The following is a 26,714-nucleotide window of genomic DNA, read 5'->3' as shown; positions in this document are numbered from 1 at the left end:
GTCTGGGATAAGGCCGGTTTAGCGGCGAACTTTCAACCAGCGCTCGATCAGGTGCACCACCGACAGCAGGGTAAAGTTGATCAGCAGGTATAGCAGACCTGCAATAACAAAGGTCTCGATGATGGCGTAGTTCTGGTTCATCAAGCGTTTGGCATGGCCGGTCAGGTCCATGACGGCAATGGTCGAGGCCAGGCTGGTGCCTTTAATAGCCAGCACAATTTCATTACTGTACGCGGGCAAGGCCTGACGAATCGCCAAAGGAAACGCCACGCGACGAAAGCGCATCCAGGCGGACATGCCGATGGATTTGGCCGCTTCGATCTGGCCAACCGGCACAGCCTGAAAACCACCCCGGAAAACTTCACTGACGTAGGCGCCACTATTGAGGCCAATGGCCAGAATCGCACAGCGCATGCCATCGCTAAATAGCCACCACAGAGCGGGTGACTCTTTGACAAAGCCCAGGGTGCCGACGCCGTAGTACAGCAGGAACAACTGCACCAGCAGCGGGGTACCGCGAAATACGGTGCTGTAGCTAAAGGCGAAGCTGCGCAAAATGCGACTATGAGACTGGCGCATCAGGGCCAGTGACAGGCCGATGAACAGCGACAGCACAATGCCCCACAGGCCGATATACACGCTCATGCCAAACCCTTTGAACAGGGTTTCGACGGTTGTATTGAATAATTCCAGATCAATCATGCCTGGGCTCTCATGCCTTTGCCGGTGTAGCGTTCGGCCAGCAAAAACAGGGCCTGACTACAGGCACCAATCAGAAAATAAAGCACGCCCGCAATCAGGTACATGGCCATGGGTTCGCGCGTGTTGGCGGCACCCAGGGTAGCCGCACGCATGATCTCGACCAGACCCACCAGGGAGATCAGGGCCGTGTCTTTCAATGCGGTTTGCCAGACGTTATTGGCGCCGGGCAGGGCGTACCAGAACATTTGCGGCAGGATAATGCGGCGCAGGCGCTGCCAGGGGGACATGCCAATGGCTTTAGCGGCCTCGATCTGGCCTTCGGGAATGGCTTGCAAGGCACCGCGAAACACTTCCACGCTGTAAGAGCCTGCAATCAGGCCGATGGCCAGAATGCCAACCAGCGCGGGGAACCAGCGCGTCATCACATCTTCCATGCGCATGAAATCGGCCAGGTCGGAGACGACCTGGACCGAGCCAAAGAACAGCAGGTAGATGATGAGCAGCTCGGGGATACTGCGAACAACCGTGGTGTACAGGCTAACGGGGCCACGCAGCCAGCGTGGCCCGTTGGTCTTGATGCTGGCTCCTGTAATCCCAATGACTACGCCAAGGGCCATGCCCAAAACGGAGATCAGCAAGGTCATTGCTGCTCCGCGAAGGAACATCCAGCCCCAGCCTTCGCGCAGCACATTAAAAATGGTCTCTAGCATCAAGTGGTACTTCTCGACTTATTTCTTGCAGATCTCGTAGTTGGCGATGTCGATGTCAAACCACTTTTCGCTGGCGGTCTTGACGGTGCCATCGTCGATCAGCTTGCACAGGGCAGCGTCAACCTTGGCTTTCAGTTCTGCATTGTCTTTGTGAATACCGACGGCAATGCCATAACCCAGAGTTTCAGGGTCGGAAGAGCCTTTGATGACCAGCTTGGACAGGGCAAAGTTGTCCTCGCCGACTTTATGCAGGAACTTGGACTGGGAGGTCAGATCGGCAAAGGTGCCGTTCAGACGACCGGCGTCCAGATCGATTTGCATCTGGTCCAGAGTTTCGTAGTTCTTGATGGTGGTCTTGGGGGCTTTCTTGGCCAGGAAAGCGCCGTGAGTGGTGCCACCTTGAACGCCAATGGTTTTGCCAGCCAGGCCATCAAAAATAGCTTGTTCGTTGTCCGCGCCAACCAGATCGCTGTTCTTGGGCAGAACGAAAATGGCGTCCTCAACAGCGTAAGGAATACTGAAGTTCACGCGTTTGGCACGCTCGGGGGTGTAGGACATGCCCGAGATGATCAGGTCAAAGCGCTTGGCATCCAGCGAAGGGATCAGGCTGTCAAAGGCTTGCACGATGAATTTGCAGTCGCTGTTCAGCTCTTTGCACAGGGCAGCGCCCACGTCGGCGTCAAAGCCGGTGACCTTACCGGCTGCGTCCACCATGCTCCATGGTGGGTAACCACCTTCGGTACCGATTTTCAGGGTGTCTGCCATTGCAGCCTGGGAGCCCAACAGGGCCAGGCTGGCACAGATCAGGGTCTTGCTGAGGAAACTCATGGTCTGGCTCTCCTTTGTGGAAAGGCTGGTGAGGGCCGTATTGGCCCTGCTGGTTTTCCAGCCTGTGTCGTATTCACGAAGCGATGATCTTACTGCATTGGTTGTAGAAACTGCTGTAGACGTTCGGATTGTGGCCTATCGAACAGGTCTTTGGGGTGGCCACGTTCTTCAATCAGGCCGTTGTGCATGAAAATGGTCTCGGAAGACACGTCACGCGCAAAATTCATTTCGTGGGTGACCAGGATCATGGTGCGGCCTTCCTGGGCCAGCTGGCGAATCACACGCAGCACTTCGCCCACCATTTCCGGGTCCAGCGCCGAAGTCGGTTCGTCAAACAGCAGGACATCCGGGTCCATGGCCAGGGCACGGGCAATGGCCACGCGCTGCTGCTGGCCGCCGGACAGCTCGGCCGGGTAAGCATCGCATTTATTGCTCAGGCCTACCTTGCCCAGCAGTTCGCGGGCGTATTCAGCCGCTTCACGGGCCGGGCGGCCTTTGACGTGGATGGGGCCTTCGGTGACGTTTTGCAGTACCGTGCGGTGCGACCACAGATTGAAGTTCTGAAACACCATCCCCAAGCGGGCGCGGACTTGTTCCAGCAGGCGCGGGTTGTCCGTCTGGCAAATGCCCTTGCGATTGCGATGGCTGCGCAAAATGTCATTACCGATCTGGATTTCGCCCTGATCGGGGACGACCAGGTGGTTAATGCAGCGCAGCAGGGTACTTTTGCCCGAGCCGGAGGCTCCAATAATGGAGAGCACATCGCCCTTGTGAGCTTGCAGGGAAATGCCCTTGAGCACCTCGTTGGTGCCAAAGCGTTTGTGGATGTCGCGTACCTGGACCGCCGCGTTCAGGTCATTGGTATTCACAGCAACGTCCTTGCGGTCAAAGAGAAAGGGGGTAAGGGTTTCATACGGGTGTCATATCCTGGATGCCCGATTCTACCGCTTTCCCCCTGTTTTTTTTGCACAAGCGCTGTATTTTGCTCATAAAAAGCGGCATAAACCGAGTACGCCGCCTTACGAGCTTAGGGATACAGGCCGCGTACCTGACGAGATTCCAGAATGCGGGCGCAACCCACAATAAAGGCAGCCGTACGCAAGGTGACGTTGTGCTCTTTGGCAACCGCCGCCACCGTGGTGTAGGCCGAGCGCATCATCATTTCCAGACGGTTGTTGATTTCGTCCTCGGTCCAGAAAAAGCTGGAGAAATCCTGGACCCACTCGAAGTAGGACACGGTCACGCCACCGGCGTTGGCCACCACGTCCGGAACAATGGTCACGCCCTTGTCGTTCAGGATGTCGTCGGCTTCCGGGGTGGTGGGGCCGTTGGCGCCTTCGATCACAATGCGGGCGCGGATGCGGTCGGCATTGTTCTTGTTGATCTGGCCCTCCAGCGCGGCCGGGATCAGCAGATCGGTTTCGATATGCCAGAAGTCTTCGTTGGAAATGGCCTCGGCATTGGGCGCTCCGGCCAGACCTTTGTGCTGTTCCATGTGGTTCAGCAAGGCCAGTACGTCCAGACCGTTGGGGTTGTACACCGTGCCGGTGTGATCCTGTACGGCCAGCACCTTGGCGCCGGCCTCCTGGAACAGGCGGGCGGCGGTACCACCCACGTTACCGAAGCCTTGCACAATGACGCGGGCGCCATTCAGGTCGATACCGGCGTCGCGGGCCGCTTCACAACCCACGGTATACACGCCGCGGCCAGTGGCTTCCACACGGCCAAGACTACCGCCCAGGGACACCGGCTTGCCGGTGACTACGCCGGTGCTGGTCCCGCCCACGTTCATGGAGTAGGTGTCCATCATCCAGGCCATGGTCTGGGCGTTGGTGTTCACATCCGGTGCAGGAATGTCCTTGTTGGGGCCGATGATCACACCAATCTCGCTGGTGTAGCGGCGGGTGATGCGCTCCAGTTCGGCCTGGGAATGGTTGCGCGGGTCAATACGAATACCGCCCTTGGCACCGCCAAAGGGCAGGTTCACGGCAGCCGATTTGATCGACATCCAGGCAGCCAGGGCCATCACCTCGGACAGGGTGACGTCCTGGTGGTAGCGCACGCCGCCCTTGCCTGGGCCACGGGAAGTATTGTGCTGAACGCGGTAGCCCTCGAAGTGGGCCACGGTGCCGTTATCCAGTTCAATGGGTACGTCGACAATCAGCGTGCGCTTGGGGCGCTTGAGTGTTTCAACCCATCGGGACAATTTGCCCAGATACGGAGTGACTCGCTCCACTTGTTCGAGATAAATACCCCACGGGCCGACGTCGTCGGCGTTCAGGTATGACGGCAAAGCATGGGTGGGACGATCTGTCATGAGCTCCTCGATAAGGTTGGGGAAACGGGATACGAGTACACAGTGAAGACGCAAAATGCGCACAGACGCAGAACCTGGCAAACACGCTGTGGATTGGCTTAGCGGTGGCCGTGTGCAACAGTTATGCTATCGGAAATGGCCGCTGTTGTGTTTGCAGCGTTTGCGATGGTTTTATCTGGGTGCTGGTGCATTGATGGCTTCTTCTGACTCTTCCCTTTCTGGTCGCTTGGCGCAATTGCGCCAACGTATCGAACAGGCTTGCTTGCAGGCCGGCCGCCCTGCGGATGCGGTGGCTCTTTTACCGGTAAGCAAAACCTTTCCTGTGCCCGTGCTGGCGCAAGCTCTGGATTTGGGCCTGTCGCGAATGGGTGAGAACAAGGTTCAGGAGATTCGGGACAAGCAGGCCGAGCTGGCCGATCGCGCGGTGCAGTGGGTGATGATAGGCCATCTGCAGAGCAATAAGGCCAAAGATATTGCACGCTTGGCCAGCGAAGTACAGTCTTTGGACCGTTTGTCGCTGGCCCAGGCCCTGGATCGGCACCTGCAAACCGAGCAGCGCAGCCTGGATGTGCTGATCCAGGTCAAGACTTCGCCTGAGCCCAGCAAGTTTGGGCTGGCACCCGAGGAGTTGCCGGCTTTCATGCAGTCCCTGCGTTCGCTGGATACCCTGAAAGTGCGGGGTCTGATGACCATGGCCGTCAATAGCGAAGACCCTCAGGCGGTACGCGCCTGCTTTGCGACTTTGCGCCAGTGGCGCGATCGTCTGGTGGAGCTGGGCCATGAACAGGTGCAAGGCCTGTCCATGGGCATGAGCGGGGATTTCGAGCTGGCGATTCAGGAAGGCTCCACCGAAGTTCGGGTCGGCTCGGCCCTGTTTGGCGCACGCGAATACCGCTAATCGATATCAGCATCGTTACTAATGCCCTGCACAGGGCTGTCCGCGCATAATGTCTCTGCGCATCCCGCACGGGATGTTTAATACTTAAAAAAACAGCGCCAAAAGCGCTGTCTACACGCATGGAGGAGACATCATGCATTGGAAGAACTTTGGAGCCGGTGTGCTGTTGCTAAGCGCCAGCCTGACAGGAACGGCGATGGCAGCAGACTGGCCCCAGTCTGCCGTCACCTGGGTAGTGCCTTATCCCGCAGGCGGTGGTTCAGACGTGATTGCCCGTTTAGTGGCCAAGCAGCTGGAAAGCAGCCTGGGCCAGACCTTGATTGTGGAAAACAAGCCAGGTGCTGCCACCATTATTGGCGCCACGTATGTCAGCAATGCCAAACCGGATGGCTACACGGTGGGAACCGCCGATTCGGGCACCCTGGCATTCAATTCCTCCTTGTACAGCAAGCTGCAATACGACCCGGCAGCCTTCACCTATGTGGGGGGTCTGGCCCGTTTCCCCTTGATGCTGGCGGTGCCACAGGAGTCTCCCTACAAGACGGTGGCCGATTTGCTGGAAGCGGCTCGTAAACAGCCTGAAAAACTGACGTCCTCATCGGCCGGCAGTGGCTCGCCCCACCATCTGGCGCTGGAGATGTTCAAGCAGCGCACGGACACCAGGATTGTGCACGTGCCCTACAAGGGTGCCGCGCCCGCCATTCAGGATTTGCTGGGTGGACAGGTGGATATGTCCTTTGTGGATTCCGCCGCCGCACTGTCCAATATCAAGGCAGGCAAACTGCGGGTCTTAGCCGTTGCCACGCCCGAGCGCAGCAGTCTTTTGCCGGATGTGCCAACCATGGCCGAGGCCGGTATTGCCGACTTCTACGCCTATGCCTGGCAAGGTTTGGTGGGCCCACCCAAGATGGACGAAGCTGCCCGTCAGCGCTTGAGCCAGGACTTGATGCAGGCCCTGAAAACGCCTGAACTGGACCAGCGTATCCGCGATATGGGGGTAGAACCCATGCCCATGACGCCCGACGAATTCCAGGCCTACGCCCAGCGTGAACGCGCTGAATGGGCCACGGTTATCGAGCGTGCGGGCATCCGTATGGATTGACGTTCATGCGGTCCACAGTGGCCGCATAATCAGGCGGCATACTCATCGCCGTAACGTTTCAGGCCGTCCAGGTCCAGTACCTGGACACCACCGTATTTGATCAGCAACAGCCCTTCGTTTTCCAGTTGGCGCAGGGCCTGGTTGGCACGCTGGCGCGACACACGCGCCAGGTAGCCGATTTCTTCCTGGGTAATGTCCAGGCGCAGACCTTTTCCGGGGTAGAGCAGCGGGTTGAACAGCTCTGCCAGACAACGTGCCACGCGGGCATCGGGGGTAGACAGGCTGTTGTATTCCGCCTTGCCGATAAATTGCGCCACACGTTCATTGAGCTGATGCAGGAGGTAGCGGTTGAAAGCAATGCTCTGGTCCAGCAAATCGTTAAAACTGTGGGCGGGCAAACGGGCCACCTGGCAGTCGCGCAAGGCGACCACATCGTATTTGCGTTCTTCGTTTTTCAGCAAGGAGCCTTCGCCTATCCAGCCACCGGCAGGTACCCCTGTCATGGAGGCAATCTTGCCTTCGGAATTTCCCACCGACACCTTGAGCAAACCCGAGAGCACACCAATCCAGGCAGTGGCACGTTCTCCCTTGCGTTCGACGATGGCACCGGCCTCGTATGCGGTGATCAGTGTGTCGCGGCGGACACGCTCTTGCAGCTCAGGTGTCAACAAGCGAAACCAGGCGGCTCGCTCCGATAAAGCATCTACAACATGCATGAGGATTAACCCTCGATAAAGGTCGAATGTCATGTCCGTGACAATCTTCGGGACGGGCAGCCGATAACTTGATTATTAACAGGCTGCAAATAGCTTGAAGGCAGAACATCAGCCTTCTGCCGCAATCATAAGCAGCCTCCTGGACCATAACAAGCCGGGAAAATTCGGAGGAGACATGGTTGTGCGGATGGATAAAGAGCAGGTAGCGGGGTTACCCGGCACCTTCCCAGCCTGGATAGAACACCATGCCCAGGTGCGCGGCAATAAAGTTGCCATGCGCGAAAAAGACCTGGGAATCTGGCAGACCTGGACGTGGCAGGAGCTGGCTGAACAGGCCGAGCAACTGGCTGCGGGCCTGGCCGGGCTGGGTGTCAAGGACGGTCAGCACGTTGCGGTGATCGGTGAAAACCGCCCGCGCTTGTACCTGGCCATGATGGCGGCCCAAATGCTGGGCGCCGTGCCCGTGCCGCTGTATCAGGATGCAGTGGCCCAGGAAATGCTGCATGTATTGCTGGATGCCAGCATACGCGTGGCCGTGGTCGAGGACCAGGAGCAGGTCGACAAGTTGCTGGAAGTCTGGGATCAGTGCCCCGATCTGGATGCGCTGATCTATGACGACCCACGCGGTCTGCGCAATTATCAGCAAGAACAGCTGCAGTACATCGAACAGGTCATGGAGCAGGGGCGCTTGCAGTTGGCGCGTGATCCGGACTGTGTGCGTCGTATCTGGAAGGCCATCACGCCTGACCATGCTGCCGCCATGTTCTACACCTCCGGTACCACTGGCAAGCCCAAGGGCGTGGTCTTGACCCACGGCGCGCTGGTGGATCGTGGCCTGGCCATTCAGGAGCTGGAGTCGCTGACCGATGCCGAGGAAGTGCTGGCCTATCTGCCCCCTGCCTGGATCGGGCAGAACATGTTTTCCTACACGCAGTTCCTGGTCACGGGCTTTACAGTGAATCACCCCGAGTCGCCCGAAACCGTCTCCATCGACCTGCACGATATTGGACCAACCTATTACTTTGCGCCTCCCCGCGTGCTGGAAGGCTTGCTCACGCAAGTGACTATCCGCATGGAAGATGCCGGTGCCCTGAAGCGCGCCTTATACAAGCGTTTCATGTCGCTGGCCCATCGTGTGGGTGTGCAAATTCTGGACAAGCGGCCTGGCGTGGGGATGTGGGATCGCCTGTGCTATGGCCTGGGCAATATCCTGATTTACGGCCCCTTGCGTAATGCCCTGGGCATGAGCCGCGTGCGTGTGGCTTATACCGCCGGCGAAGCTATTGGCCCCGACCTGTTCGATTTTTACCGCTCCATTGGCATCAACCTGAAGCAGTTGTACGGCGCGACTGAAACCTCGGTCTTCGTTTGCGTTCAGGAAGACGGCCATGTGCGTGCCGACACCGTGGGCCCACCTGTGAAAGGCGTGGAAATCCGCGTAGCCGATAACGGTGAAATCCAGGTGCGCAGCCCCGGTTTGTTCAAGGAGTACTACCGCAATCCCGAGTCCACCGCCGAGTCCTTTACCGAGGACGGCTGGTATCACACGGGCGATGCCGGTTATCTGGACACTGATGGTCAGCTAAAGATCATCGATCGTGCCAAGGACGTGGGCAAACTGGCCGATGGCTCCCTGTTTGCACCCAAGTACATCGAGAACAAGCTCAAGTTCTTCCCCTTCATCAAGGAAGCCGTGGCTTTTGGCGATGGTCAGGAAGAGGTATGTGCCTTTATCAATATTGATCTGGAAGCCGTGGGCAACTGGGCCGAGCGTCGCAACCTGCCTTATGCCGGTTATACCGATCTGGCCGGCAAACCCGAGGTCTATGCCTTGATTCGCGATTGCGTGGCGCAGGTCAATGCTGATCTGGCCAACGATCCCAAGCTGGCCGGCTCGCGTATCAGCGCCTTCCTGATTCTGCATAAAGAGCTGGACCCGGATGACGATGAATTGACCCGTACCCGCAAGGTACGTCGCGGCTTTATCGCGCAAAAGTACAAGGTTCTGGTCGACGCCCTGTTCAACGGTTTGGACAGGCAGTTTGTGGAGACAGAAGTGAAGTTTGAGGATGGGCGCAGCGGGCGCATTTCAGCAGACCTGCACATTGAGCGCATGACTGACGCAGCAGCAAGGAGCGCATGATGAGTGAGGCGCAAATGCCGGGCCGTCGCATTGGCCCAGTGGTACTGGATTTGAAGAATATTTCGCTGTCCTTTGGGGGGGTGAAGGCACTGACCGACATCTCGTTCAACATTCGTGAACACGAGATCCGCTCCATCATTGGTCCGAACGGCGCAGGCAAAAGCTCCATGCTGAACGTCATCAACGGCGTGTATGCACCACAACAAGGCGAGATTGTCTTGCGTGACCAGAGTTATGCCCGCATGAACTCGCGTCACACCGCCGAGCAGGGCATTGCCCGTACTTTCCAGAACCTGGCTCTGTTCAAGGGCATGAGTGTGCTGGACAACATCATGACCGGCCGCAATCTGCACATGAAAAGCGGGGTGTTTGCCCAGGCTTTCCGACTGGGCGGTGCCGAGCGTGAAGAGATTCGCAACCGTGAATACGTGGAAGGCATCATCGACTTCCTGGAGATCCAGGCCTACCGCAAAACGCCGGTAGGACGCTTGCCTTACGGCCTGCAAAAGCGGGTTGACCTGGGTCGGGCGCTGGCGATGCAACCGAGCATTCTGCTGCTTGATGAGCCCATGGCGGGCATGAACATCGAAGAAAAGCAGGATATGTGCCGTTTCATTCTGGATGTGAACGAAGAGTACGGCACCACGATTGTTTTGATTGAACACGATATGGGCGTGGTCATGGATATTTCGGACCGCGTGGTGGTCCTGGACTATGGCAAGAAAATTGGTGACGGAGTACCGGATGAAGTACGACAAAACCCGGACGTCATTCGCGCCTATCTTGGCGCTGGCCATTGAGGGGAACGGACATGGCATTTTTTCTTGAAACCTTGCTGGGCGGGCTGATGAGCGGGATGTTGTACGCCCTGGTCGCGCTGGGCTTTGTCCTGATCTTCAAAGCATCGGGTGTCTTTAACTTTGCACAGGGCGCAATGGTGCTGGTGGCTGCATTGGCCATGGCCCGTCTGTCCCAGTGGATTCCGCAGTTGCTGGGCATGGAGCCGGGCATCCTGGGCAATGTGCTGGCTTTCATTGTTTCGGCCATTTTGATGTTTGTGCTGGCCGTGGTCATTGAGCGCTGGGTGCTGCGTTATCTGGTCAACCAGGAAGGCACGACCTTGCTGATGGCCACGATCGGTATCAGCTATCTGCTCGATGGCTTGGGCCAGATTGTATTTGGCAGCTCCGTGTACTCCATTGATGTGGGCATGCCCAAAGATCCGGCCTTCATTCTGGAGTCCATGTTTGAAGGCGGCGTGCTGGTTAGCCTGGAAGACCTGAGCTCGGCCGTGGTGGCGGCCTTGCTGGTGGTGGCCCTGGCCATCTTCTTCCAATACACCAGCGTGGGCCGTGCCCTGCGGGCGGTGGCGGACGATCACCAGGCAGCGCAATCCATTGGTATTCCCTTGAACCGTATCTGGGTCGTGGTCTGGACCGTGGCCGGGTTGGTGGCCCTGGTCGCCGGGATTATCTGGGGCTCCAAATATGGGGTGCAGTTCACCTTGTCGACCGCAGCGCTGCGCGCCTTGCCGGTCGTGATTCTGGGTGGTTTGACCTCGGTGCCTGGTGCCATTGTGGGCGGCCTGATTATCGGTGTGGGCGAGAAGGTGTCCGAGGTGTACCTAGGCCCTTATGTAGGTGGCGGCATCGAGATCTGGTTTGCTTATGTGCTGGCCCTGGTGTTCCTGCTGTTCCGACCACAAGGTCTGTTCGGCGAGAAGATTATTGATCGCGTCTGAGGTGGAGTCGATATGATTTACCGCGAAAATGGTCAGTTCAAAAGCAGCTATCGGGCTGACCAGCAGATTTTTCCCATCCGCCAGGATCGCTATGTGGTGTTGGGCTTGTTGCTGGTGGCCTTCCTGCTGGTGCCAGCCATGGCATCCAACTATTTCCTGCAAGCCATTCTGATCCCCTTTCTGATCCTGTCCCTGGCAGCGATTGGCCTGAACATTCTGGTGGGCTACTGCGGCCAGATTTCCATCGGTTCGGGTGCCTTCATGGCCGTGGGCGCTTATGCCGCCTGGAACTTTGGTGTCCGCATTCCTGAATTACCGCTGGTGTTTCAGATCCTGCTGGGCGGTGTGTTTGCCACCTTGGTGGGCGTGGCCTTCGGTATCCCCAGCTTGCGTATCCGTGGCTTGTACCTGGCCGTCACGACCCTGGCCGCGCAGTTCTTTGTGGATTGGGCTTTCCTGCGTATTGCCTTCTTCACGAACTACTCGCCCTCGGGCAACGTGTCGGTGCCAGCCTTGAGCGCCTTTGGCTTGCCAGTTCAAACTCCCATGCAGAAGTACTTGTTCGTGCTGATCTTTGTGGTGGTGTTTGCCTTGCTGGCCAAAAACCTGGTGCGTGGCGCAATTGGCCGTCAATGGATGGCAATTCGTGACATGGACGTGGCCGCTGAGGTGATTGGTATTCGCCCGGTCTACGCCAAGCTCACCGCCTTTGCCGTCAGCTCTTTCATCATCGGTGTGGCCGGTGCCTTGTGGGCCTTTGTGCACCTGGGTTCCTGGGAGCCGTTGGCTTTTGACCTGAACCGTTCCTTGCAGTTGCTGTTCATCGTCATCATCGGTGGTTTGGGCTCGATTGTGGGCAGCTTCTTTGGCGCTGCTTTCATGGTCTTGCTGCCCGTGTTCCTGACCAACGTGCCGCACTGGTTTGGCGTGTCCATCGGGGTGGATACCGCCTCGCACATTGAACACATGGTATTTGGTGCCCTGATTGTATTTTTCTTGATTGTGGAGCCGCACGGTTTGGCTCGACTCTGGAGTATTGGTAAGGAAAAGCTGCGTTTGTGGCCCTTCCCCCATTAATAGCAGGTAGGCAGTTCATTACAACAACAGCCCCGCCAATCGGGACGGGGTACTTAGACAAATGGTACTTATCGGAGGACCAGGAGATGACAACACGACTGAAACGCGCTGTGCTCGGTTTGAGTGCTTGCGCTGCAATGTTGACCATGAGTACAGCCGCTGTGGCAGCCGAGGAACAGTACATTCCCCTGCTGACCTACCGCACCGGCTCCTTTGCCCCACTGGGTATCCCATGGGCGGACGGCAAGCTGGACTATCTGGCTTTGGTCAATGAACGTGACGGCGGTGTCAATGGTGTCAAGCTGGTGTACGAGGAGTGTGAAACCGCGTATGCCACCGATCGTGGCGTCGAGTGCTACGAGCGCATGAAAGGCAAGAACGGCGGCGCTTCGGGTTTTGATACCCAGTCCACAGGCATTACGTTCGCGCTGACCGACAAGGCCTTTGTCGATGGCGTGACTATTGAAACCATGGGCTACGGCTTGTCGCACTCGGCTAACGGTGCGGTGTTCGAGTGGAACTTCCCGCTGCTGGGCACCTACTGGACGGCGGCTGATGTCATGATCCAGGACATCGCCAAGCAAGTGGGCGAGGACAAGCTGAAAGATCAACGCATTGCTCTGGTCTACCACGACTCGCCTTACGGTAAAGAGCCTATCGCCCTGTTGCAGGCACGTGCCAAAGAGCAAGGCTTCAAGCTGGATCTGTACCCGGTAACCGCTCCTGGCGTGGAACAAAAATCCACCTGGCTGCAAGTGCGCAAGAACCGTCCTGACTTCGTCCTGCTGTGGAGCGCCGGGATCATGACGCCCACCGCTATTCGTGAAGCTCAGGCTGTGGGTTACCCACGCGACAAGATCTACGGTATCTGGTGGGCAGCGTCCGAGAGCGATGTGGTCGATCTGGGTCAGACCGCCAAGGGCTACAAGGGCATCACCATTCACAACAGTGCCGAGGACGGTCCAGTGCATGACGCTGTGCGCGAGATGCACGCCAAAGGCAAAGGCGCTGAAAACGGTGACAAGTACGTCGGCACGCTGGCTCACACCCGCGGCATGATGATTTCCATGATGCAGGTTGAAGCGATTCGCACCGCACAAGAGAAGTTCGGTAAAGGTCAGCACATGACCCCCGAGCAAGTGCGCTGGGGTTTCGAGAACCTGAATCTGGACGAAGCTCGTCTGAAAGAGCTGGGCTTTGAAGGCATCATGCGTCCCGTCAAAACCTCGTGCAACAACCACATGGGTGATGACTGGGCCCGTATCGTGCAGTGGGACGGCAGCAAGTTTGAAGTCGTGTCCGACTGGTATCAGTCCGACAAGAAATACGTTGATCCTTTAGTCAAGGAAATGTCGGCCAAATACGCCGCCGAGAAGAAAATTACGCCTCGCACCTGCGAAGGCTAAACCCAGGCGCCCAGGGCTCGCCCTGGGCACTGCATTGCGTGGGGAAGATTATGAGTGAGACCGTAGGCCAAGTGGATGAGACGCCCATCTTGCTGGACGTCAATGGCATCGAAGTGATTTACAACCACGTCATTCTGGTGCTCAAGGGTGTGTCCTTGCGCGTGCCGGAAGGGCGGATTGTTGCCTTGCTGGGCGCCAACGGTGCCGGTAAAACCACGACCTTGCGGGCCGTATCGAACTTGCTGCGTGCCGAGCGCGGCGATGTGACCAAAGGCCAGATCCATCTGCGTGGCGAACGTATTGACCAACTGACTCCGGCTGATCTGGTCAAGCGCGGCGTGGTGCAGGTGATGGAAGGGCGCCACTGTTTTGCGCACTTGAGCATTGAAGAGAATCTGCTGACCGGGGCTTATACCCGTACCTTGTCACGCGGCGATTTAAGCGCCGAGCTGGACAAGGTGTACCAGTATTTTCCGCGTCTGAAGCAGCGCCGTACCAGTCAGGCCGGCTATACCTCGGGCGGGGAGCAGCAAATGTGTGCCATTGGCCGTGCCTTGATGGCCGACCCGGGCATGATCTTGCTGGATGAACCCTCCATGGGCCTGGCACCGCAGGTGGTGGAAGAAATTTTCGAGATCGTGCGTGACCTGAATCAGCGCGAGCGCGTCAGCTTCTTGTTGGCCGAGCAAAACACCAACGTGGCCCTGAAGTATGCCGACTACGGCTACATCCTGGAAAACGGCCGCGTCATGATGGATGGACCCTCCAAGGCCTTGGCCGAGAACGAAGACGTCAAGGAGTTCTATCTGGGTGTGTCCGGGGGCGAGCGCAAGAGCTTTCGCGACAATAAATTTTATCGACGGCGCAAGCGCTGGTTGGCGTAACTCCGCCACCCCTGACCCCCTTTGACATTTTTAGTTTTGGACAGCTTCTGGCTATACGGGGTGTGGTAGCAGAGCTTGGTATCGACACCTGTCTGTCTGCGGACAGAACGTCGGCTGGGCGCGGGAGTGTTTGAATGCCAATTCATCCCACTGGAGGAGAGATGAGCGAATATTACGACGAGCGCGAAACCCTGGAGCCGGAGGAGCGCGAAGCCGATTTGATGTCCCGTTTACCGCAGGTCTTGCAAGCGGCCGCGAAAGGGGCCCCCGCGATTGCCAAGCAACTGGGTTCGGTGGATCTGGCCGCCGTGCGCAGCCGCGAGGATCTGCTGGCCATCCCGGTGTTTCGTAAAAGCGAGCTGCTGAAAGCCCAGCTGGAAGCGCGCGAACAGGCTCGCTCGGGCGGGCCATCGGCTGATTACGCGCAGTCCGTATTCGGGGGCTTTTCCTCCATTGCCTGGGGTGCGGCCCGCAAAGTGTTTGCCTCGCCCGGTCCCATGTACGAGCCTGAAAGCCGTCGCCCGGACTATTGGGGTTTTGCACGTGCGCTGTACGCGGCCGGTTTCCGCTGCGAAGAACTGATTTTCAACTGCTTTTCCTACCATTTCACCCCGGCTGGCTCCATGATGGAAACCGCCGCACATGCCCTGGATTGCACGGTGTTTCCGGGCGGTGTGGGTCAAACCGAGCAGCAAGTACAGGCCATGGCCGATTTGCGCCCGCATGGTTATACCGGCACCCCCAGTTTTTTGAAGATCATCATGGAAAAAGCCCAGTCCATGCAGATTGCGCTGCCAGGGCTGAGCAAGGCCTTGTTCTCCGGCGAAGCCTACCCGCCTTCCTTGCAAAAGTGGTTCAGTGAGCACGGCGTAGCAGGCTACCAGGCCTATGGCAGTGCCGATCTGGGCATGATTGCCTACGAAACCCAGGCCCGCGAAGGCTTGGTGCTCAATGAAAACCTGATTCTGGAAATTGTGCGTCCTGGTACAGGCCAGCCGGTTGCACCGGGCGAAGTGGGTGAGGTGGTCGTGACCTCCTTTAACCCCGACTATCCGCTGGTACGTTTCGGCACGGGGGACTTGTCCGCCGTTATGCCCGGTCAGTCTCCTTGTGGTCGTACCAATCAGCGTATACGCGGCTGGATGGGGCGTGCTGACCAGACGACCAAGGTGCGCGGCATGTTTGTGCATCCGGGACAGGTGGAGCAGATTTGTCTGCGTCACAAGGAGCTGGGCCAGGCTCGCCTGGTGGTGCGTGGTGCCAGCGGCCAGGATCAGATGGTGTTTCAGGTGGAAGTTGCCTCCAGGCCTGAGGGTCTGGAAAGCGTATTGGCCGACTCGATTCGTGAAATCACCAAACTGCGTGCACAGGTGGAATTTGTGGAGCCAGGCGCCTTGCCTCGGGATGGTAAAGTCATCGAGGACCAACGCAGCTACGATTAATTAGCCATGTAGATATGCACACAAGTAGCAGTCGGGCTGCGGTACTATGCTGGAAAATAGTCAATACCTATATCTTTGAGGAGAGCCCGATGCGCTTTGTGCCAGTTTCTGCTGTAGTCCTGGCCTTGATGGCCAGCATGCCTGCTGCCCAGGCCGCCACCCTGGACAATGTCAAACAGCGCGGCCACGTGCTGTGTGGCGTGACCACCGGCTTTGCCGGTTTTTCTGCCCCTGATGACAAGGGTAACTGGACCGGTCTGGATATCGACGTATGTCGTTCGGTCGCCGCTGCCACTCTGGGCGACGCCAGCAAATTCAAGGCCGTACCCTTGAACTCGCAGCAGCGCTTTACGGCCCTGCAGTCGGGCGAAATTGACCTGTTGGCCCGTAACACCACCGTGACCCAGCAGCGCGATACCGCGGTCGGCGCTATCCATGCAGGTATCAACTTCTACGACGGCCAGGGCTTCCTGGTGTCCAAGAAACTGGGCGTTTCCAGCGCCAAGGAATTGAACGGCGCCACGGTTTGCATGCAGACAGGCACGTCCAACGAAAACACCATGGCTGACTGGGCTCGCGCCAACAAGGTTGAGTACAAGCCTGTGGTGATCGAACAGTTCAACGAAGTGGTCAACGCCTTCGTGGCTGGCCGCTGTGACGTGTTCTCTACTGATGCATCGGGCCTGGCTTCGATTCGTATCTCCAAAATGGAAAATCCGGACGACTACCTGGTGCTGCCTGAAATCATTTCCAAAGAGCCACTGGGCCCATTCGTCCGTCAGGGCGATGATGCCTGGCTGAACATTGTGAAATGGTCCATCCAGGCCAGCTTCAATGCTGAAGAACTGGATGTGACAGCGGCCAATGTGGACGAGAAGCTCAAGAGCAACAACCCCAACATCCAGCGTCTGCTGGGTGTGACTCCCGGTGCCGGTAAAAACTTGGGTCTGGACGAAAAATGGGCTTACAACATCATCAAGCAGGTCGGTAACTACGGCGAGTCCTTCGAGCGCAACGTGGGTAAAGGTAGCCCGCTGCAAATCGAACGTGGTTTGAACGCTTTGTGGATCGACGGTGGCTTGATCTACGGTCTGCCTATTCGTTAATCCTTTCGGGATTCGCGATAGGCAAAAAGCAGCTCTCAAAGAGAGCTGCTTTTTTATTGACTGATCGATCTGAGGGCTATGACGTTGATGTACTTATTGCTTGTTGTCCCCTGGCGATGTGGGCTCCCCTGCACCGTTGGTGTAGGTATCGCTTTGGATGGGAACACTGCAATGCATAGTATGCCTAACTGCAGTGCACGGTTCTCAGATGGGAGACTTAGCTCTTGCGCCGCAACACTAACGAAATTTTGGCAAAGGCCACTTGCAGGTCCTGCGTGGCACCTTGAAAAATCACAGGGCGACCACGCCGGGTAAAGCAGATCAGGCGCTTGGAGTTGAATAGCGGCACGAATTTGGCAAAGTGAATATCTTGCCATTGCACTTCCCGCTTCATGATCCAGTTCTGGCGTATGCCATTCTGGTCAATCGTGGTGACGCCGTGCCACATGTGCCAGGCAATCAGAATCAGGCCGGTAAACAGCAGGACCAGACAGCCCGCCAGAACGGGGCTGATGGCGGCGCCTTGCGGGGAGCTGGCCACCAGCGCGAAACGCACGCCGATCAGGGCCAGCACAATCCAGGCGCTGGCCGCTACCCATTTGGGCCAGGAACGGCCTTGAATGGGAAGCGTGCCCAGATCCTTCAACATGGCATCAATTTCCTCTTTCGAGGGAGCTTGGCTCATCAGCACGCGGCGGCCCCTTGCTTGCGGGCGGCCAGGGCGTTACCGGCATTGCTGGCCGATTTGCGCTTCAGGTGAGCCGAAATCCATTGGCCCGTGTCCACCACGGCGTTCAGATCAATGCCGGTTTCAATATCCAGGCCCTGCATCAGGAACAGCACGTCTTCGGTGGCGACGTTGCCGGTGGCGCCCTTGGCGTAGGGGCAGCCGCCCAGACCGGCCACGGAACTGTGGAAAATATGAATGCCAGCCTGCATGGAAGCCACAATATTGGCGATGGCCTGGCCATAGGTGTCGTGGAAGTGGCCGGACACATGAATGGGGTCAATGTGCTCGGTCACCATGCGCATGACTTCGTAGACCTGACGGGCCGTGCCGACACCGATGGTGTCGGCCACGTCGATCTCGTCACAGCCCAGCTCGATCAGGCGTTTGCCTACTTTCAGCACATTGGACGGCGCCACAGCACCTTCATAGGGACAACCGAACGAACAGCTGATGGAGCCGCGCAGGCGCATGCCGGCTTCTTTGGCGGCCTGGGCAACGGGGGCAAAGCGCTCCAGCGATTCTTCAATGCTGCAATTGATATTGCGCTGCGAAAATGCTTCGCTGGCAGCGGCGAAGATCATCACTTCGTCGGCCTTGGCAGCCAGGGCGCCTTCAAAACCACGCATATTGGGTGTCAGAACTGAATAGATCGTGCCGGGGCGACGGTCAATGGAAGCCATCACTTCCGCGCCGTCTGCCATTTGTGGCACCCATTTGGGCGATACAAAGGAAGCGGCTTCCACGTTCACAAAACCGGCGTGGGACAAGCGGTTGACCAGCTCGACCTTGATGTCGGTAGGGATGAATTCTTTTTCGTTCTGCAGGCCGTCCCGAGGGCCGACCTCCACAATCTTGACGCGCGAGGGGTATGACATGAAGTTTCCTGAAGGTAAGGGGCTGGGCCTGGAGGCCTTTACGTATTCGTCATGATACCTCTTGAAGGCCAGGGCTGGCCCCCTAGGAACAGCCCTATAAGCAGGCGGCGTGGCCGGGGTTTCGATGTAAATGGGCAGACCATGCTGCAGTGTGGTCCTGCCGGGGCCTAGGGCTTGATGCGTTGGAATCGCCCGTCTGCCAGAGGCTCTATGCAGCCGGCCAGCTCCAGTTCGGCCAGGACAGCAGGCAACTCGGTCGCGAGCAGCCCTGTACGCCGCATCAATTGTTCGGGGCTGAGTGGCGCAAAGTCGATACGCTCCAGAATAGGGCGCAATTCCTCGGGCAAGGCCTCATAGGGGTTGGGCTTTGGGCCAGATTGGGGAGCTGCATCCAGATTGAAGTCGCCTTGCACATTGCCCAGTTCATCCAGAATGTCCTGGGCGCTTTCCACCAGTTTGGCACCCTGACGTATCAAGGCATGGCAGCCGCGTGCCAAAGGGGAATGAATGGAACCTGGAATGGCAAAAACCTCTCGGCCTAGCTCTCCGGCCAGCCGGGCCGTGATCAGGGACCCACTTTGTTTTGCGGCTTCTACCACCAGTACGCCTTTGGCCAGAGCCGCCACAATGCGGTTGCGGCGTGGGAAGTGGTGGGGCATGGCGCGGGTGCCCAAAGGAAACTCGCTAAGCAATAGACCGTGAGCGCTGATCTGATGAGCCAGATCGCGGTGTGCCGCCGGGTAGACCAGATCCAGCCCCGTTCCCATCACGGCAATAGTGCCTGCGGATGGTGGACCGGCTTTCAAGGCTCCTTTGTGTGCGGCCTGGTCGATACCGCTGGCCAGACCGCTGATGATGCACCAGCCTCTGGATGCCAGGGTAGCGGCAAAATCCGTTGCGGTTTCCTGGCCGGATTGGGTGGCATTGCGTGCCCCCACGATAGCCAGTCCTTTGCGCTGCAAGACACCCAGATCGCCATTGGCATAGAGCAGCAGCGGTGCGTCGTGCAGGTCCAGCAAGGAGGCGGGATAGGTGGGGTCGGCCAGCGTAACGACATGGTGATTGGGCTGCTTAAGCCATTCCTCCGCTTGTTCAATCTGTGCTTGCAACTCGTCCAGCGGTTCCTGGCTTAGCTGCACAGCCAGTTCGGTTGGGATATGGCGCGCCAGGGTTTGAACCGAACTTTGATAGATCTGCGGCGGCAGCCCGCAGGCAGCCAGCAATTGCCGGGCTTGGGCGGGCGCAAGCTCTGGCTCTAGCGACAGGCGCAACCAGGCACGCAATTCTTCCGAGATTTCATCCGAGGTTTCACCCGAGCTAAAATAATGAGGCATAAGGTAGTGTGGCACGAAACCGATAATTGTTCTGTTTGGCCTGGACTGTTTTATCCAGGGTGAAGACCGTTTTTTTGCTGGGGCTTCGTGTGGTGCCGGGGCAATCGGGTGCCGCCCTGAAACTTGTTTTATTATATCGACTTATCGCTTTTTCTTCGGACATCACAATGGCTTTGCTTCCCATCCTTAAATTTCCTGACCCACGTCTGCACACGGTGGCCAAACCTGTGCAGGAGGTCGACGACCGTATTCGCAAACTGGTCAAGGATATGGCCGAGACCATGTATGACGCGCCCGGCGTAGGACTGGCCGCGACGCAGGTTGACGTGCATGAGCGCGTGGTGGTCATTGACGTGTCGGAAAGTGGCAATGAATTGCTGGTGCTGATCAACCCGGAAATCACCTGGAAAAGCGAAGAGCTGCAGGTGTACGAAGAAGGCTGCCTGTCTGTGCCCGATACCTACGACAAGGTCGAGCGCGCCGCCAATATTCGCTTCAAGGCTCAGAACGAAAAAGGCGAGTGGTACGAGACAGAAGCCGATGGCCTGCTGGCCGTGTGTGTTCAGCACGAGCTGGATCACCTGGATGGCAAGGTATTTGTGGAATACCTGTCCGTGCTCAAGCGTGAGCGTATCCGCAGTCGTCTGCGCAAGCAGCAGCGTGAAGCACTGAAGGCAGGGCAATAGTCGCCATGCGTATTGTTTTTGCCGGCACCCCGGATTTTGCCCGTATCGCCCTGGAAGCCCTGTTAGCGCAGGGCTTTGATGTTCCTTTGGTCATGACGCAGCCAGACCGTCCGGCTGGCCGTGGCATGAAGCTTAGCCCCAGTCCGGTCAAGCAAGCCGCTGTGAACGCCAATATTCCGGTTCTGCAGCCGCATAGCTTGCGTCTGGATGGCAAGTATCCCGAGGAAGCGGCCCAGGCCCGTCAGACCTTGCTGGATTTGCAGCCGGATCTGATGGTGGTGGCGGCCTACGGCCTGATTCTGCCCAAATGGACCCTGGAGCTGCCGCGTTACGGTTGCTTCAATATCCATGCTAGTTTGTTGCCCCGCTGGCGCGGTGCTGCACCGATTCAGCGTGCGATTCAGGCCGGTGATGCGGCCACGGGTATCACCATCATGCAGATGGATGAAGGCTTGGATACCGGCGATATGCTGGTGCGCAGCGAGCTGGCGATTCGTGATGAACACAGCGCCGCAACCTTGCATGACGATTTGGCGCAACTGGGTGCACAGGCCTTGCTGGAAGCCTTGCAGCAAGTGCGTGACGGCACCTTGCAGGCGACTCCCCAGCCAGAAGAAGGCGTGACCTATGCCGAGAAATTGTCCAAAGCGGAATCAGTGCTGGATTTAAGCCAGCCTGCCAAGGAACTTGAGCGCCGTATTCGCGCGTTTGACCCGGTGCCTGGCTCCACCCTGCCCCTGCCCGGTTTGGAGCAGCCTGTGAAGGTTTGGCGCGCTCAGGCAGTAGAGCAGAAGCATTCTGCGGAACCCGGCCAGGTTCTGAACGTCAGTGCCCAAGGTATTGATGTCGCTTGCGGTGAGGGCGTGCTACGTTTGCTGGAGCTGCAGAAAGCCGGTTCCAAGCGCCAGCCTGTTGCCGTCTTTGTGCAGGGCTGGCAGTCTCGCTAAGTCTTGCAGGGGTCAGGCGCCAGCTCTGCTCTGGCGCCGCCACTCCAGAGTCCCAATCACAATGCCGCTGGTACACACCACGGCAATCCCGATCCAGGTAAAGATATCCGGGAACTGACCCCAGATCAGCCACCCCAGTGCGGCTGCGGCCACAATTTGCAGATACACGAACGGGGCCAGCAAAGACGCCGAGGCGCGTTGATAGGCCTGGATTTGCAGCAGATGGCCCAGACAGCCCCATAGTCCAGTCGAGATCAGAATCAACCATTGGAAAAAGCTCAGCTCTTTCAGGGCGGGCAGGGCGGCGGGCAGCAAAAAGGGCAGGGCAATGGTCAGGCAGATACTGCCGACTGCACCGCTCCAGATCAGGGTGGTCAGCGAGTTGTCCACGGCCACGCGACGTGTTGCGATAAATTGCGTGGCGAACAGACAGGCGGTCATCAAACCAAACAGCACCCCTATTGGGTGCAAGCCAGCCGTAGGCCGGATGATGATCAGCACGCCCAGAAAGCCGACTCCGGCAGCTACCCAGCGACTGATGCGCGGCGGTTCTTTCAGAATCCAGGGCGCAACGGATAGCACCAGCAAAGGCGCCAGAAAGTTGATGGAGGTGGCTTCGGCTTGAGGCAGATAGCTCAAGGCGTTGAAAAACGAGAAGGTGGACAGCATCATCACTGTGCCACGCAGAATTTGAGCTTTGGGGCGGGAGCTGCGCAGGATCTTGCGACCCTTGACCGGCAATACCAGCGCCAGCACCAGTCCCAGGTGGACGACGTAGCGAAACCAGCACATCACCAGAAGGGGCACACCAAAGCCCATGATCCATTTGCCGCTGGCATCCAGACCCGACAGGGCCCAGGAAGACAGAATCAGAATGAGCACCCCCGCCAAGGGAAAGACCGTGGGTGTCATGGTCTGGGGCAAGGAGGAGGATTGGGGTGTGCTCATGACAGGCTCCTGACGAAAAGCACAAGGACGGCCGGATGGCCGTCCTGGAACGAACGTAAATCTTACCGGATTAGCATTTGCGCAGGGGCAATACCCGTTCGATTGCTGAACCTACTGCCAGCAGGTGTTCGTCGTGGTAGGCAGGAGCCGCCACCATCAGGCCCACAGGAGCTTCATCAGCGGCGTGGCAAGGCAAGGACAGGGCGCAGCCGTCCAGGAAGTTGATCAGGGTGGGATTGCGCAGGACCAGACTGTTAGTGGCGAAGTAGACGTCGTCCGATTCTTTCAGATCGGCAATGCGGGGCGCGACAACGGGCACGGTAGGCATCAGAACGGCGTCGTAGCGCTCCAGACGGCTTTCCACGGCGCTGATCCAGGCCTGACGGGTGTCTTGCAGTTCGATGTAGTCGACGCAGTCGATGTCCTTGCCGCGCAGAATGCGGGATGCCACGCGTGGGTCGTATTGCTCGCCCTTGCTTTGCAGGGTGTCGCGGTGCACGGACCAGGCTTCGGCGCAGACAAAGCCGCCTTTGCGGTTGATCTGTGGCAACTGGTCAAATTCGGGCAAGTTGATTTCTTCGACTACAGCGCCTTGCTCACGCAGCAGGACGATGGCACGGTCAAAGGCGGCGCGCACAGTTTCATCAATGCCGTCAAACACAAAGGTCTTGGGCACGGCCAGACGCAAGGTGTCCAGGGCAGGTGTTGCCACGGGCACGTAAGGCTGGTCGGTCAGGATGGAGTCCACAATGGCGCAGCACTCCACCGAGGCGGCCAGGGGGCCATTGGAGTCCAGGCTGCGCGACAAAGGCATGGTGCCTTCGCTGGGAACGCGTTCGGCGGTAGGTTTGAAGCCGGTCAGGCCGTTAAAGGCCGAAGGGATACGGATGGAGCCGCCCGTATCAGTACCAATGGAGAACACCGACATGCCCTGGGCAACCGCGACCCCGGCGCCGGAGGACGAACCGCCGGGGATACGGGCATTGTCGCGATCCCAGACGGAACGAGGCGTGCCGTAGTGTGGGTTGATGCCCAGACCAGAGAAAGCAAACTCGGTCATATTGGTGGAGCCGATCAGAATGGCACCGGCGCGCAGCAGGCGCTCCACAATGGTGGCGTTCTGTTCGGCCGGTTCCGCATCTTTCAGTACAGCCGACCCACCCAGGGTGATGTAGCCTGCGATGTCATGCAGATTCTTGACCGACATGGGCAGACCTTCCACCAGCGAGCGGCTTAAACCAGCAGCGCGCAAAATGTCGGAGGCCTTGGCAGCTGCCAGAGCCTGTTCAGCAAACACTTCGATGAACGTGGCAGCGCCGTCACGGTTTTCGTCCTGGATACGGTCCAGGGCTTGCTGAGTCAGTTCGACCGAGGTGGTTTCGCCACGATCAAGAGCACGTTGCAGTTCGGTAATAGTCGCTAGCATGGGTCACTCGCAAAATATGTGGGTGGGGCGGGCTGGGCCAGTTTAGGCTACTTCAGGCAGGATTTCGGTCACGTAGGTATGACGGATGCTGCGTTCGCGGCGGGGGTCATACAGTTCCATGGTGAACTGGGTTGCAGGACGAATGCCACCGATGGCGCCGACCGTACCGCAGGTCATGCCAAAACCTTCAGGCATGGTGGTGGACTGGAAATAGCCTTCGATCAGTTCCAGCGGGTTTTTCAGGGTGGACAAAGGACCGTCCTGGTACAGGACTTCCTTGCCGTCTTCCTGAATGTAGGCGCGGATGATCAGCTCGTCCCAGTACTCGGCCACGTCGCTGAACAACCAGGCTTCACGGGCAACGGGCTTGGCGCAGATCTGCTTGGACAGGGCCACGCTGTGGGCTTCCAGCACGCGGTCCGTGTGGTCCGAGGCCAGGCTCACCAGCAGGCGACCCTGATGGTTGAACACAAACACTTCGGTCTCGCCGGACGAGCCCGCACCGACAACCTGGATGTCGGCATCCTGGATCATCTGGTTGGCGGCGATGCGGTAGTACAACGGCACGGAGCTTGGGCGGGGTACGCCCAGTTCGGCCAGCTCTTCAATGTGGTGCTCGATGGCAGCCAGGTCGCGGCCAGCCCAGCCGGCCACGATGCAATGCTGCAGATCAGCTTCGATGATTTCAGTGTGGGTGGCCTGGGCCAGTTCAAAAGTCAAACGCATAGCAGTACTCGTTTACTCAAAGACAGATGGGGATTAACCGAACAGGCGTGGCAGCCACAAAGCCAGATCCGGGAAGATAGCCAACAGGCCCACCATGGCCAGCAACATGATCACAAAGGGCAGGCTGCCAATCATGACGTCGTTCATGCTGCCGCTCTTGCGCAGGCTTTGGACCACAAACAGGTTCAGACCAACAGGAGGAGTGATCAGCGCCACTTCCACCAGAATAATGATGGCAATACCCAGCCACACCGGGTCAAAGCCCAGGGCAATCATGATGGGGGCCACGATAGGGATGGTGGTGATCATCATGGACAGGGTTTCCATGAAGCAGCCCAGCACCAGGTAGAACACCACGATGATCATCAGCATGACCATGGGCGAGACACCCAAGCCAGTGATGGCGTCGGTCAGCGCATTGGTCAGGCCGGTAGCAGACATCACGAAGTTCAGGAAGGCCGAACCGATCACGATCAGCATGATCATGGCGGTGGCTTTCATGGTGCCTTCTAGTACTTCCTTGATCATCTTCCAGTTCATGCGGCCCGAGAAAGCGGCCAGCAGCAGCGCACCGACCACACCCAGGGCAGCCGCTTCGGTCGGGGTGGCAATCCCGGCGTAAATCGAACCGACCACCAGCAAGAAAATACTCAATGGTGGAACCAGGTGCACCAGACTGGCAAAACGCTGGCTCCAGGATGCCTGGATCTTGGCACCGCCCCATTTGGGCTTGACCATACATGCGGCAGCAATCGTCAGCATGAACAGCAAGGCCATGCCCAGACCAGGGATAATGCCGGCCAGATACAGCTTGGGCACGGAGGTGTTGGTCAGCACGCCGTAGATCACCAGGTTGATCGACGGTGGAATCAGAATGCCCAAGGTACCGCCAGCGGCCAGACTGCCCAGGAACAGGGGCTCGTTATAGCCTTGCTTCTTGATCTGCGGCAGGGCTACGGTACCGACGGTGGCAGCGGTGGCCACGCTGGAGCCGGATGTAGCGGCAAACAGGGCGCTGGCACCGATATTGGCGTGCATCAGGCCGCCGGGCAGCCAGGACAGCCACAGGCTCATGGCGTTGTACATGCGTTCAGCCATGCCCGAGCGCAGCAGGATTTCGCCCAGCATGATGAACAGGGGGATAGCGACCAGCAGGAATTCGTTGCTGGTGCCCCAGGAAATTTCACCCAATGCGCCGGTCAGCGGCAGCATGGAATACAGCGGGTCCAGAATCAGGCCCAGAACGCCCAGGGCAGCGCCCACGGGAATGCTCAGTCCGATCAGAACGAGCAGGAGAGTCAGTGCAGTACTAATCATTTGGTGTCTCCGTGGACCATGCGTTGGCCGGCCTCGGCTTCTTCAAGAGCTTCTTCCTGGGTGCTACGAATGCCGCACAGGTTCTGGATGGCGTTCAGGTCGCCCGTGATCAGGGCCAGGCTGGAGCGCAGCAGCATCAGTGCCAGGACGACACACAGCCAGATCAGGCCTGCGACCCACAGAAACTGGGGAATCCATAGGGGAGTGCCCATTGCTGTGTTCGCCGTGGACTGGTTGGTCCAGGACATGTCGGCCACACTGGTGGCATACAGGGTCAGATACACAATAAAGACCGAAAGTGCGACCAGGGCAATCCAGTCCAGCAGGGCGGCAAGGCGCACGGGCAGATGCTGGTAGATGGCGTCGATACGGATATTGGCGCGTTGCAAGGTGGCAAAGGACAAGGCCCAGGAGATGCTGATGGCAAAGGCATAGCCAGACAACTCATCGGAGCCGCCTAGCGAGCGTCCGCTGAATTTACGGAACAGCACATCGGCCGTGATGTAGAGAGCGCTGATCAAGGTCAGGCTGCCAGCAAACCAGATGGCATAGCGCGACAGATTGGTAGCGCCAGCCAGCAGGCGGTTGAGCATGGCGAATTTTTCGGTATTTTCCATGGCGTCTAACCCGTATAGGGTTCAGGGGGCTTATAA

At 58.2% G+C, this 26,714-nt stretch carries 26 protein-coding genes; 12 read left to right on the top strand and 14 right to left on the bottom strand.

All coding sequences use genetic code 11. From position 1 onward, the window contains the following. Positions 1-18: 18 nt before the first annotated feature. The 5 genes from Q9R35_RS16365 to Q9R35_RS16345 all read right to left on the bottom strand — a co-directional run bounded on the left by Q9R35_RS16365 (position 19) and on the right by Q9R35_RS16345 (position 4,557). Positions 19-702: an ABC transporter permease gene (locus tag Q9R35_RS16365; protein WP_081045445.1), complete on the bottom strand. Its 684-nt coding sequence runs from the start codon at positions 700-702 to the stop codon at positions 19-21. Continuing rightward, a complete protein-coding gene (locus Q9R35_RS16360; protein ID WP_009460152.1) occupies positions 699-1,412 on the bottom strand; it encodes an ABC transporter permease in 714 nt (237 codons plus the stop codon). Before Q9R35_RS16360 ends, Q9R35_RS16365 begins: the two co-directional genes overlap by 4 nt. Positions 1,413-1,430: 18 nt before the next feature. Further along, positions 1,431-2,240 carry a transporter substrate-binding domain-containing protein gene (locus Q9R35_RS16355; RefSeq protein ID WP_042484623.1) on the bottom strand — a complete coding sequence of 270 codons (810 nt, stop codon included), beginning with the start codon at positions 2,238-2,240 and terminating at the stop codon, positions 1,431-1,433. A gap of 89 nt (positions 2,241-2,329) precedes the next feature. Beyond that, the gene (locus Q9R35_RS16350; RefSeq protein WP_042484618.1) at positions 2,330-3,109 is read right to left on the bottom strand and encodes an ABC transporter ATP-binding protein; all 780 of its coding nucleotides are present in this window, start codon (positions 3,107-3,109) and stop codon (positions 2,330-2,332) included. A 158-nt stretch (positions 3,110-3,267) separates the two neighbouring features. After that, positions 3,268-4,557: a Glu/Leu/Phe/Val dehydrogenase gene (locus Q9R35_RS16345; protein ID WP_026483801.1), complete on the bottom strand. Its 1,290-nt coding sequence runs from the start codon at positions 4,555-4,557 to the stop codon at positions 3,268-3,270. 193 nt (positions 4,558-4,750) lie between these two features. Here Q9R35_RS16345 and Q9R35_RS16340 point away from each other — a divergent pair, with 193 nt between their 5' ends. Beyond that, positions 4,751-5,455 (top strand): YggS family pyridoxal phosphate-dependent enzyme, encoded by a 705-nt coding sequence (locus tag Q9R35_RS16340; protein ID WP_045930628.1) that lies wholly within the window; start codon positions 4,751-4,753, stop codon positions 5,453-5,455. A gap of 133 nt (positions 5,456-5,588) precedes the next feature. Next, positions 5,589-6,557, top strand: coding sequence for a tripartite tricarboxylate transporter substrate binding protein (locus tag Q9R35_RS16335; protein ID WP_042484614.1), 969 nt, complete (start codon positions 5,589-5,591; stop codon positions 6,555-6,557). 29 nt (positions 6,558-6,586) lie between these two features. On the opposite strand, the gene Q9R35_RS16330 is transcribed toward Q9R35_RS16335, so the two are convergent. Beyond that, on the bottom strand, positions 6,587-7,273 hold the full coding sequence (locus tag Q9R35_RS16330) for a Crp/Fnr family transcriptional regulator (RefSeq protein ID WP_042484612.1): 687 nt from the start codon (positions 7,271-7,273) through the stop codon (positions 6,587-6,589). Between the two features lie 175 nt (positions 7,274-7,448). Between Q9R35_RS16330 and Q9R35_RS16325 the strand changes: the two genes are divergently transcribed. The 8 genes from Q9R35_RS16325 to Q9R35_RS16290 all read left to right on the top strand — a co-directional run bounded on the left by Q9R35_RS16325 (position 7,449) and on the right by Q9R35_RS16290 (position 17,072). Next, a complete protein-coding gene (locus Q9R35_RS16325; protein ID WP_042484610.1) occupies positions 7,449-9,416 on the top strand; it encodes a long-chain fatty acid--CoA ligase in 1,968 nt (655 codons plus the stop codon). A gap of 14 nt (positions 9,417-9,430) precedes the next feature. Then, a complete protein-coding gene (locus Q9R35_RS16320; protein WP_009460135.1) occupies positions 9,431-10,216 on the top strand; it encodes an ABC transporter ATP-binding protein in 786 nt (261 codons plus the stop codon). 11 nt (positions 10,217-10,227) lie between these two features. Further along, entirely contained in the window at positions 10,228-11,157 is a 930-nt protein-coding gene (locus Q9R35_RS16315) for a branched-chain amino acid ABC transporter permease (RefSeq protein WP_009460134.1), read from the top strand. 12 nt (positions 11,158-11,169) lie between these two features. Further along, on the top strand, positions 11,170-12,234 hold the full coding sequence (locus tag Q9R35_RS16310) for a branched-chain amino acid ABC transporter permease (RefSeq protein ID WP_042484607.1): 1,065 nt from the start codon (positions 11,170-11,172) through the stop codon (positions 12,232-12,234). A 137-nt stretch (positions 12,235-12,371) separates the two neighbouring features. Further along, positions 12,372-13,640, top strand: coding sequence for an ABC transporter substrate-binding protein (locus Q9R35_RS16305; protein WP_371317302.1), 1,269 nt, complete (start codon positions 12,372-12,374; stop codon positions 13,638-13,640). Positions 13,641-13,690: 50 nt separating this feature from the next. Beyond that, complete coding sequence (locus tag Q9R35_RS16300; protein WP_042484600.1) at positions 13,691-14,524, top strand: ABC transporter ATP-binding protein; 834 nt, start codon at positions 13,691-13,693, stop codon at positions 14,522-14,524. Between the two features lie 161 nt (positions 14,525-14,685). Beyond that, positions 14,686-15,966, top strand: a complete 1,281-nt coding sequence (locus tag Q9R35_RS16295; protein ID WP_311220129.1) for an AMP-binding protein — start codon at positions 14,686-14,688, stop codon at positions 15,964-15,966. An 89-nt stretch (positions 15,967-16,055) separates the two neighbouring features. After that, complete coding sequence (locus Q9R35_RS16290; protein WP_042484596.1) at positions 16,056-17,072, top strand: amino acid ABC transporter substrate-binding protein; 1,017 nt, start codon at positions 16,056-16,058, stop codon at positions 17,070-17,072. A 217-nt stretch (positions 17,073-17,289) separates the two neighbouring features. Here the strand turns inward: Q9R35_RS16290 and Q9R35_RS16285 are convergent, their stop codons facing one another. The 3 genes from Q9R35_RS16285 to dprA form a co-directional block, all read right to left on the bottom strand. Beyond that, entirely contained in the window at positions 17,290-17,757 is a 468-nt protein-coding gene (locus tag Q9R35_RS16285; protein ID WP_026483793.1) for a hypothetical protein, read from the bottom strand. Beyond that, positions 17,757-18,677 (bottom strand): hydroxymethylglutaryl-CoA lyase, encoded by a 921-nt coding sequence (locus Q9R35_RS16280; RefSeq protein ID WP_311220128.1) that lies wholly within the window; start codon positions 18,675-18,677, stop codon positions 17,757-17,759. Before Q9R35_RS16280 ends, Q9R35_RS16285 begins: the two co-directional genes overlap by 1 nt. Positions 18,678-18,844: 167 nt before the next feature. Continuing rightward, entirely contained in the window at positions 18,845-20,011 is a 1,167-nt protein-coding gene (gene dprA, locus Q9R35_RS16275; RefSeq protein ID WP_063691071.1) for a DNA-processing protein DprA, read from the bottom strand. A gap of 167 nt (positions 20,012-20,178) precedes the next feature. On the opposite strand from dprA, the gene def reads away from it, so the two are divergent. Together def and fmt are read left to right on the top strand one after the other, a co-directional pair. Next, entirely contained in the window at positions 20,179-20,697 is a 519-nt protein-coding gene (gene def / locus Q9R35_RS16270; protein ID WP_311220127.1) for a peptide deformylase, read from the top strand. 5 nt (positions 20,698-20,702) lie between these two features. After that, positions 20,703-21,644: a methionyl-tRNA formyltransferase gene (fmt, locus tag Q9R35_RS16265; RefSeq protein ID WP_311220126.1), complete on the top strand. Its 942-nt coding sequence runs from the start codon at positions 20,703-20,705 to the stop codon at positions 21,642-21,644. 12 nt (positions 21,645-21,656) lie between these two features. Here fmt and Q9R35_RS16260 read toward each other — a convergent pair whose 3' ends face one another. The 5 genes from Q9R35_RS16260 to Q9R35_RS16240 form a co-directional block, all read right to left on the bottom strand. Then, positions 21,657-22,592, bottom strand: a complete 936-nt coding sequence (locus tag Q9R35_RS16260) for a DMT family transporter (protein WP_042484588.1) — start codon at positions 22,590-22,592, stop codon at positions 21,657-21,659. Between the two features lie 70 nt (positions 22,593-22,662). Beyond that, positions 22,663-24,018 (bottom strand): amidase, encoded by a 1,356-nt coding sequence (locus Q9R35_RS16255; protein WP_311220125.1) that lies wholly within the window; start codon positions 24,016-24,018, stop codon positions 22,663-22,665. 42 nt (positions 24,019-24,060) lie between these two features. Beyond that, positions 24,061-24,744 (bottom strand): DUF2848 domain-containing protein, encoded by a 684-nt coding sequence (locus Q9R35_RS16250; RefSeq protein ID WP_045930587.1) that lies wholly within the window; start codon positions 24,742-24,744, stop codon positions 24,061-24,063. Between the two features lie 33 nt (positions 24,745-24,777). Next, positions 24,778-26,061 (bottom strand): TRAP transporter large permease, encoded by a 1,284-nt coding sequence (locus tag Q9R35_RS16245; protein ID WP_311220124.1) that lies wholly within the window; start codon positions 26,059-26,061, stop codon positions 24,778-24,780. Further along, positions 26,058-26,678: a TRAP transporter small permease subunit gene (locus Q9R35_RS16240; RefSeq protein ID WP_042484576.1), complete on the bottom strand. Its 621-nt coding sequence runs from the start codon at positions 26,676-26,678 to the stop codon at positions 26,058-26,060. The genes Q9R35_RS16245 and Q9R35_RS16240 overlap by 4 nt, the downstream gene beginning before the upstream one ends. Positions 26,679-26,714: the final 36 nt, after the last annotated feature.

Origin of the sequence: Alcaligenes sp. AB3, from assembly GCF_031844565.1 — a bacterium.
GTDB classification, from domain to species: Bacteria; Pseudomonadota; Gammaproteobacteria; order Burkholderiales; family Burkholderiaceae_B; genus Alcaligenes; species Alcaligenes faecalis.
Note: the sequence above shows the minus strand (reverse complement) of the source record. Positions and strands in the feature narration are given on the sequence as shown.

What these genes read in the sequence shown, in the direction of transcription:
- Q9R35_RS16365 (WP_081045445.1), bottom strand. Translation starts at nt 702, where the DNA reads ATGATTGATCTGGAATTATTCAATACAACCGTCGAAACCCTGTTCAAA.
- Q9R35_RS16360 (WP_009460152.1), bottom strand. Translation starts at nt 1,412, where the DNA reads ATGCTAGAGACCATTTTTAATGTGCTGCGCGAAGGCTGGGGCTGGATG.
- Q9R35_RS16355 (WP_042484623.1), bottom strand. Translation starts at nt 2,240, where the DNA reads ATGAGTTTCCTCAGCAAGACCCTGATCTGTGCCAGCCTGGCCCTGTTG.
- Q9R35_RS16345 (WP_026483801.1), bottom strand. Translation starts at nt 4,557, where the DNA reads ATGACAGATCGTCCCACCCATGCTTTGCCGTCATACCTGAACGCCGAC.
- Q9R35_RS16340 (WP_045930628.1), top strand. Translation starts at nt 4,751, where the DNA reads ATGGCTTCTTCTGACTCTTCCCTTTCTGGTCGCTTGGCGCAATTGCGC.
- Q9R35_RS16335 (WP_042484614.1), top strand. Translation starts at nt 5,589, where the DNA reads ATGCATTGGAAGAACTTTGGAGCCGGTGTGCTGTTGCTAAGCGCCAGC.
- Q9R35_RS16330 (WP_042484612.1), bottom strand. Translation starts at nt 7,273, where the DNA reads ATGCATGTTGTAGATGCTTTATCGGAGCGAGCCGCCTGGTTTCGCTTG.
- Q9R35_RS16325 (WP_042484610.1), top strand. Translation starts at nt 7,449, where the DNA reads ATGGTTGTGCGGATGGATAAAGAGCAGGTAGCGGGGTTACCCGGCACC.
- Q9R35_RS16320 (WP_009460135.1), top strand. Translation starts at nt 9,431, where the DNA reads ATGCCGGGCCGTCGCATTGGCCCAGTGGTACTGGATTTGAAGAATATT.
- Q9R35_RS16315 (WP_009460134.1), top strand. Translation starts at nt 10,228, where the DNA reads ATGGCATTTTTTCTTGAAACCTTGCTGGGCGGGCTGATGAGCGGGATG.
- Q9R35_RS16310 (WP_042484607.1), top strand. Translation starts at nt 11,170, where the DNA reads ATGATTTACCGCGAAAATGGTCAGTTCAAAAGCAGCTATCGGGCTGAC.
- Q9R35_RS16305 (WP_371317302.1), top strand. Translation starts at nt 12,372, where the DNA reads ATGTTGACCATGAGTACAGCCGCTGTGGCAGCCGAGGAACAGTACATT.
- Q9R35_RS16300 (WP_042484600.1), top strand. Translation starts at nt 13,691, where the DNA reads ATGAGTGAGACCGTAGGCCAAGTGGATGAGACGCCCATCTTGCTGGAC.
- Q9R35_RS16295 (WP_311220129.1), top strand. Translation starts at nt 14,686, where the DNA reads ATGAGCGAATATTACGACGAGCGCGAAACCCTGGAGCCGGAGGAGCGC.
- Q9R35_RS16290 (WP_042484596.1), top strand. Translation starts at nt 16,056, where the DNA reads ATGCGCTTTGTGCCAGTTTCTGCTGTAGTCCTGGCCTTGATGGCCAGC.
- Q9R35_RS16285 (WP_026483793.1), bottom strand. Translation starts at nt 17,757, where the DNA reads ATGAGCCAAGCTCCCTCGAAAGAGGAAATTGATGCCATGTTGAAGGAT.
- Q9R35_RS16280 (WP_311220128.1), bottom strand. Translation starts at nt 18,677, where the DNA reads ATGTCATACCCCTCGCGCGTCAAGATTGTGGAGGTCGGCCCTCGGGAC.
- dprA (WP_063691071.1), bottom strand. Translation starts at nt 20,011, where the DNA reads ATGCCTCATTATTTTAGCTCGGGTGAAACCTCGGATGAAATCTCGGAA.
- def (WP_311220127.1), top strand. Translation starts at nt 20,179, where the DNA reads ATGGCTTTGCTTCCCATCCTTAAATTTCCTGACCCACGTCTGCACACG.
- fmt (WP_311220126.1), top strand. Translation starts at nt 20,703, where the DNA reads ATGCGTATTGTTTTTGCCGGCACCCCGGATTTTGCCCGTATCGCCCTG.
- Q9R35_RS16260 (WP_042484588.1), bottom strand. Translation starts at nt 22,592, where the DNA reads ATGAGCACACCCCAATCCTCCTCCTTGCCCCAGACCATGACACCCACG.
- Q9R35_RS16255 (WP_311220125.1), bottom strand. Translation starts at nt 24,018, where the DNA reads ATGCTAGCGACTATTACCGAACTGCAACGTGCTCTTGATCGTGGCGAA.
- Q9R35_RS16250 (WP_045930587.1), bottom strand. Translation starts at nt 24,744, where the DNA reads ATGCGTTTGACTTTTGAACTGGCCCAGGCCACCCACACTGAAATCATC.
- Q9R35_RS16245 (WP_311220124.1), bottom strand. Translation starts at nt 26,061, where the DNA reads ATGATTAGTACTGCACTGACTCTCCTGCTCGTTCTGATCGGACTGAGC.
- Q9R35_RS16240 (WP_042484576.1), bottom strand. Translation starts at nt 26,678, where the DNA reads ATGGAAAATACCGAAAAATTCGCCATGCTCAACCGCCTGCTGGCTGGC.